Here is a 6,677-nt window from a genome sequence, read left to right on the forward strand (position 1 = left end):
GGGGCAGGCTCTGGCGCGGGTTCAGCAACCACCACCGGCGGCGCTTCAACGGGCGCGGCCGGTGCAGGCACGCTGCCCACCACATCGGCCAGAATGATGCCTTTCCATACCGGCGGCGCAGCCTTTTCATCGCCAGCAGCTCTGGAGGTCACGTCGCGGCCGGGCAGCACCACGCCGTGATCCTTGGTCCCGGTCGCGGGTTCGTTGAGCACGAAACTGAACGTGGTGTCGACGCTGCCTTCCAGCAGCGTGTCAACGATTTGCGGGCCGACCAGCACTTCCAGGCTCTTGCCATCGGCGGCCAGCGGGAACTCCGGCACCTGGAACCAGAAGGGGTTGTTGCTCCACTTCTGGCCTTCGTGCAGGTAGTGGTCATCGCTGTTGCGCTGAAGAGTGAACTCCAACTGCTGCTGCGACCCCTTCCACCCTTTGATCACCAGACGGGCGTAGCCGTGGGCGTGTGGCTCTAACGCGAGCAAATTGACTCGAATCGGCATTGCTTAAATCGCCTTGTAGGCTTTGAGCACGTGGCCCAGCCGTTCATTTTGTTCAGGGGTTATTTCACTGCCCGCGCCATGCCCGGCATTCGCTTCGGTCATGGCCGCCAGGGCCGACATCCAGTCCGTCAGAAAGGTCATGGCGGGCATGCCCACCTGTTCGGGCAGTGTCGGCAGGTAGTGTTCAGGCTCAGGCTCGTGCGATGCCTGCGCCGGGGCGGTGTTGACCGGCGCGTAGAAACCAAACACCGGGTTGCCATGGCGGGCGCGGCTGGCTGGGCGTTCCGTGGCGGGCTGGGTGAAATAGCCAAACCAGGACACAAAGTCGCGCAGCACGATCTGCACTTCGAGCACTTGTCGCTCGGCCAGCCGTTCGCGGCGGGCGTTGGTTTCTGAGCACTTGGCGACAGCCGCGCTCAGTTGCTCCAGCACCTGGGCGCGATAGGCCCCCACGATCACTTCTGCGACCACGGCATCCATGAGCTTTTTGTCGAAGCCCAGCAGCGCCAGCAAACCGGTGTTGTTGCTCAAGTGGCGCAAGTGCGCGATCCACATGTTGAACGCAGCACGGGCGAAGCGTTGGGCACTGTTTTGCGGGCCTTGGGGTTTGGCCAAAGGCGCATCGGCCTTCACGGCCTTGCCGCTGACCGGCTCATCGTCGTAGCCGTCGTCAAACGCCCAGCCACTGCTGACCGGCGCAACGGGCGCCGCGTCTGGCTCGACCTCGGCCGGGGCGACGAGCGCCTCGTTATCGTATTCACCGCTCAGGTACAACTCACGCACGGCGGCCACCGGCAGTTGCAGATGGCTGATGAAATCACCCAGCTTCTGGCCGCGCAGGCGCAGGCCCGAATAGATCATTTGCGCTTGGGCGCGCTTGGCTTCAATGGCGCCATCACCGTCGGGCATGTGCCATTCGGACACGCCTTGGGTGGTGAACGAGGTCAGCAATTCTTCGAGCCGCTCACGCTGGCGCTGGAGTTTGAAGTCCAGGCTGGCAACCGCCCGGATGCCCGAGATGATGCGGGTCATGCCACCGTCGCCGCCCAGCACCGCTTGCCAGGCTTGGGCAGGTTGGCTGAAGTGTTGCTTGACCTGTGGCGCTTCTTCAAACGCGCCGCCGATGTCATCCAGCACCGGCTGATACTCCGGCAGGATGCCGGTTTCGAGGCGGTTGCTGTCGTAGCCCACACAGACGAAATCTTCGTGAGGCTTGCGCACCAGGTAGGTGTTGTTGAACGGCACGCCATCGGCCCAGTCATTGAGCCAGTCATGACGGCCAAAGCGCTCGGTCATCGCCGACTGGATCATCCCGCCCCAACTGTCGGGACGCAGCCCCGGTGCCATCTTGACCATGGCGTTGATCCGCAGGTCGAGCATGGTCATGGCCCAGATCAAACCGCTGCTACGGGTGGCGCGTTCCTTGGGGGTCGCGCCTTGGGTGTTTTCAATCCAGCGGGTCAGGACCGGGCCGATTTCGTTGATTTCGATGCCTTTGTTCGAGTTGGTGCACAGCACCAAGGCGTTCATTTCCTGGTTGTCGGTGTAGCGCTCGAACAGGTACGCGACTTTACCGCGCAGGATCAACTGCGACACCGGGTTGTCGCCTTCTCTCAACGCCGGGTCACTGATCTTGGAGAAATCGGTCAGCGACATGCGCCCGCGATAGCCGGGGAAGTCGAGCAGGTCGACCTCATTCACAATCGGGTCTTTGGGGGTTTCAACCAGCCGGAAGGTCATCTCCGAGGTCAGCGCCGCCAAGTGCGACACCAGCACGCTGCGCGGTGTTTGCAACTGCCCGTTGAGCAGTGGGCGCACATCAATCAGGTGGTCTTTGGCGGTGCCGAAGCGAGCCAGAATATCCACGCTCATGATGCTGTCGCTCTGCACTTCACGGCCCTTGTCATCCAGGCGGAACAACGCGTGCAGCGGTGCGAACACGGTCGCAGGCAGCCCCAACTGGTGCAGGCTGCCGGCCAGCGAGGTGTAGACGTCTTTCAGAGCCGGCTCATTGCCCCACAACAGCGAAAACAGCTGCGTGCGCTCTGCCACCGTGAGGCGCGGCGCGAGCTTGAGCACGCGCGGCCAATAGGCGTGGTCGAGCAGGCTGACAGCGTTGGCAAAACTGGTTTTGAAGTAGTCCCACAGCGAGACCACATCGTCAGCGCTGATGCCCGGTAGCACAGGCCCATTCTCACGCCCTTCGAAGGGTTTCAATGCGGCCTGGATCACCTCGTCGGTGATGCGAAAGGTGACCCGCGACTGATCAAAGTCCTTGAACCAGGAGTTACCCAGAATCTTGATCAGGTCGGCTTCGCCCAACAGCTTGAGTTCGACCGGGTATTGATCGTCATCCGAGGCCTTGGCGTGCCGACTGAAGCGCGTCACCAGGCCCGTTGCTTCCTTGCCCACACCGGCCGGGTTGACGTGCTTGAGGAAGTCGACACGGCGCCCGCCCATCAGGGTTTCCAGGCGCTCGTTCTGGCCAGCGGCCAGCGACAGGATCAAGTACGACTTGCCCGCTTGCGAGATGCCAAAAAAGCCGAGGGTCATCGGCCGCGTGGCGGCACGCTCATGGTTTGCCGCCTCGTTGCGCACGCGGTGCAGGTCGTAACTCAAATCATCGGCCTGACCGTCCAGGCTCGGCGCTGTCGGGCGGGTTTGCTCAATCCAGTCCAGGGCGCTAGCTGCACCGGCATGAACGGCTGCCCAACGAGCAGACAGGGCTTTTTGTTCCGGGGTCAGTTCGTTCATGAGTGCTTCACTGTTCCGCTGTCGAGCCAATAGGTGTTGTCCCCCAGACTCGACACCAGCAGGGTGTTGAGCTGCAGGTGTACGTCATTTTTGTCCAGGCGCTCCGCCGTGTTGGAGGTCACGCTGCGCACCTCCAACTGGTCGCTGACCAACCCGGCGTTGGCCGTTTCCGGGTTCTTCGCAACCTTGAAGCGCACGCTGGCGACGGCGCCGCTGCCATCCCGGGTGCCGGTGGCCATTTTGCGTTTGCCTTCGTCGGTGAAGCTCAAGCTGTACAGCGGCGAGGCCGCCCAGCGCTCAACACTCAACTGGCGAAAGCCCAGACGGATGGCCGAAGGCATGGCCAGGGCCGGTGTCACCGCCTGTTCTTCTTCGCTGTCCCCGGCCAGCTGGATGCAGCCGCGCTCGGTGCGGATATCGCGGAACAGCACGTCGCGGTCGCGGATGCTGTTTTCCAGGTCGATGACCCCGATGTGTTTGATGGTCGAGTACGGCACCAGCTTGTCAGCACGGAAGTAGAAGCCGTGAACACTGTGGTTGGCGCACAACAGGCAGAGCATCGCGCCGACCGCTGCGGTGCTTTTCGGGTCGTCGATCAGGCCGTTTTTGTGGAACGGGTACCAGCCGCCCGTGCGGTAGCTCTGCATCGGTACGATGCGCCCGGGCACCAACGGCAGGTTTTGCCGGATAAACGCCTGCACGCCGGGCAGGCGCGAAGGCCGACCGGTCAGCAGCAAGACGTCGCACGGGTAATGCGCGATCACTTCACACAGCGCACTGAGCGGCTTGCCAATGTTCACGCCGTCATTGAGGAACATGTCGTGAATGGCGCGCAGGTTGAAGGTGATTTTGGTGTCCAGCAGGTCGAATACTTCGCCGCCGGTGTCACGGCGTACCGCACCACTGACGTAGTTCAGCACGCTGAGGTTGATGTCGCTTTCAGTCAGCAACTGGCGGTAGGTGTAGGTCTCGGGCGCCGCCGGTGCCAGCGGGTCGAATTGCTCATAGGCCCTGAGCAGCGCCAGCCCCAGTGGGGTAAGCACTTGCAGGTTGAGCTGCTGGCGCAGCACCTCGTTTTGCGTACTGATGGTTTCACTGCCGCACAAGCGTGACAGCAACGAGTCCGGCGACTCGACCCTGGCCTCGCGAAAGCCTTGCTCCAGGCTCGGCAGCACGACGCGGTGAATCATGTCCAGGAGGATGTCATCGCCCGCGATCTTGAAACTGTCTCGAAACAGTTGCTTGGGCACGATGTGCACGTTCATGCCGTGTACCGCACGGGCACCCGGATCGATTCGGTACTCGGTAATCACCAGGTCCGTGGTACCGCCACCAATATCAATGCTGGCCACGGTAATGCGATCGCGGTCGGCTTTATCAGGGCGCGCCAGGGTGGCAAAAAACTCTTCCGGGTGACCGGCAAAGTTCTCGGCAATTTCGGTGTAGAGGTACACCAGTTGCCCGCACGAGGCCTCATCCCAGTCGATGTTGATGAGTGGCAGCGGGGTGGTCGGGCGCGTCGTTTGATCGGTGTACGGATCTTCGTCGCTGTTGTGCCAGCCCATGCTTTTCCAGACCAGGCCAATGGCTTGCGACATACGCTTGCCCAGGATGCTGCGTTCAGCCTGTGGCATGCCGGGCGGCACGGTCAGGGTGATGCTGTTGAGCTGGCGCGGGATACCGGTTTTGCCCTGGCGCGCACGCTGGGCCGGGCTGTTGATCTGTGCCAGCGCCTGGGTCAAGACCTCGGCCAGCATGAACGTCATCAGCGAGCTGCGCGAATAGAGCGCCTTGAACACCGGCATCTGGTCGTCTTCGGGCAGGCTGTACAGCGCCTCACCTAGGTTGTTGATCAGGTGCGAAAACGGGGCGGCCGTCGCGGGTGGCTCGCTGTCATTTTTGATGTAGGAGTTGTTGAAGCGCCAGCCATGGTCGTAGGCGTTTTCATCCCACAGGTAGCGCTTGGGGCTGGACAGGCCGGTTGAGCCTTCGGTGCCACGACGCAGACTGGCCAGGCGCCCGGCTTCGTTGCCGACTCGGGCAATGGTCGGCCACTGGAACGCATCGTGGCGCCCGCTTTTGCTCGAAAAATGATCTTTGCCAAACGAAGTCTTGGAGAACTCGACGCGGCTTTCAAAGGGCTGGTTGTAGACATGCTCCGGGGCCAGCAGGTCGCGCAACTCCAGCACGTAGTTATTCTTGAGGCCCATGCGGTCCACGCCCTGGTTCTCAATCAAGATCCCGCAGGTACGCGAGTTGCCGACGTCCAGAATCAGGTCCACCGGTATCGGTTTGGTCTGGCTCTTTGCTCCGTTGGCGATCACCGTCAGCTCTGGCATCACAATCACCGGCTGCGCCGGGTTCGGCCCGATTTGCTCGACCCGCTCAAGCAGGCTCAGCAGGTTAAGGTAGTGCGCTTGCGGGTGTTTTTCGTCTTCCTGGTCTTGCAGCAGGTCGCGGTCGACCCGGACGCTGGCGTCACGGAATGCTTCCAGCAACCACTCCTTGACCCACGGCAAATCCTGGAACCAGCGCATTTGCGCCAATTTGGACGCTACGCGGAACGACACCCCGGAGCTAACGTCTTCGTCATTAGGCGCCAGGTAGGCCATACCGTCTTTTTTGCCGATTACACGCGTGTCGAGGGCCAGTGTGAGGCGGTGCGTGTTGCCATCAATGTCCGGCTCCGCCAGCTTGACGAAGCGCATGCGCGCCCAGTTGCTCGGGCCTTGATCAAAGGTGTAGGGCGGCATGTAGCGGAAGAACGGCAAAGGCAGCCAAAGCCCGTCCAGCAGGGCGAGGCTCTTACTGATCGGCAGCCAAAAGTCCGGCTCGGCCTTTTGCCGTTTCTCGTGGTCAATTTCGTAGAAGTACGACTCGTCGGTGTGCACCTGCAAACGGCACAACACGTCGCCATCTATCAACGTAAAGGCGCCATTGGGGGACGTTATCTGGTCCTGACGGAAGGCGAAATCCATGAACTGGATGCCCGTATCACTGACCAGCTTTACGACGTCTTCAAACTGGGTAACTTCTGGCAACATGTCGAAATCTTCCCGTGCTTATTCGCCCATCTGCCGCATGGAGATGGGGAACTGCTTGTCTTCATAAATTCCGCTGCAATCAGCAATGCTCTTGGCACCCTGACGGCAATCAACCTTTGGCATTTCGTAACGGCTGCCGTCGCCGCAGGCCGCCTGGCCCAGGCTGTTGATCGACAGGTTGCCGCCGTGCATGGCCGCCGTGACCGGGCCTGTGCAACTGATGCCGTCGGGCTTGCGCACCACGACCTGGCCCTGGCCGTCTTTAAACTGGTACTCAAGGCGCAACGGCTTGCCGGTGGTTTTGTCCTGAATACCTGCCCCGGCGCGGAAGCGGCCGTTGAGGAAGTCCGCCTGGCCGTCCGCGGCTTCAGGCGGAATGCTC

Annotated in this window: 3 protein-coding genes and 1 pseudogene; all 4 read right to left on the reverse strand. The window is 61.7% G+C overall.

All coding sequences use genetic code 11. From position 1 onward, the window contains the following. Window positions 1-497, reverse strand: a pseudogene (locus GHO41_RS28090) (hypothetical protein); the annotation flags it as partial. A 3-nt stretch (window positions 498-500) separates the two neighbouring features. Then, window positions 501-3,251, reverse strand: a complete 2,751-nt coding sequence (locus tag GHO41_RS28095; RefSeq protein ID WP_153435241.1) for a virulence factor SrfC family protein — start codon at window positions 3,249-3,251, stop codon at window positions 501-503. Beyond that, entirely contained in the window at window positions 3,248-6,295 is a 3,048-nt protein-coding gene (locus GHO41_RS28100) for a virulence factor SrfB (RefSeq protein WP_153393192.1), read from the reverse strand. The genes GHO41_RS28095 and GHO41_RS28100 overlap by 4 nt, the downstream gene beginning before the upstream one ends. An 18-nt stretch (window positions 6,296-6,313) precedes the next feature. Continuing rightward, window positions 6,314-6,677: SrfA family protein (locus GHO41_RS29935; RefSeq protein WP_256678883.1), on the reverse strand; the 364-nt coding region annotated here is incomplete at its 5' end.

Origin of the sequence: Pseudomonas sp. FSL R10-0399, from assembly GCF_009600165.1 — a bacterium.
GTDB lineage: Bacteria > Pseudomonadota > Gammaproteobacteria > Pseudomonadales > Pseudomonadaceae > Aquipseudomonas > Aquipseudomonas helleri.

Bases quoted from the DNA above. Each gene is read 5' to 3' on its own strand.
- GHO41_RS28095 (WP_153435241.1), bottom strand. From the start codon at position 3,251: ATGAACGAACTGACCCCGGAACAAAAAGCCCTGTCTGCTCGTTGGGCA.
- GHO41_RS28100 (WP_153393192.1), bottom strand. From the start codon at position 6,295: ATGTTGCCAGAAGTTACCCAGTTTGAAGACGTCGTAAAGCTGGTCAGT.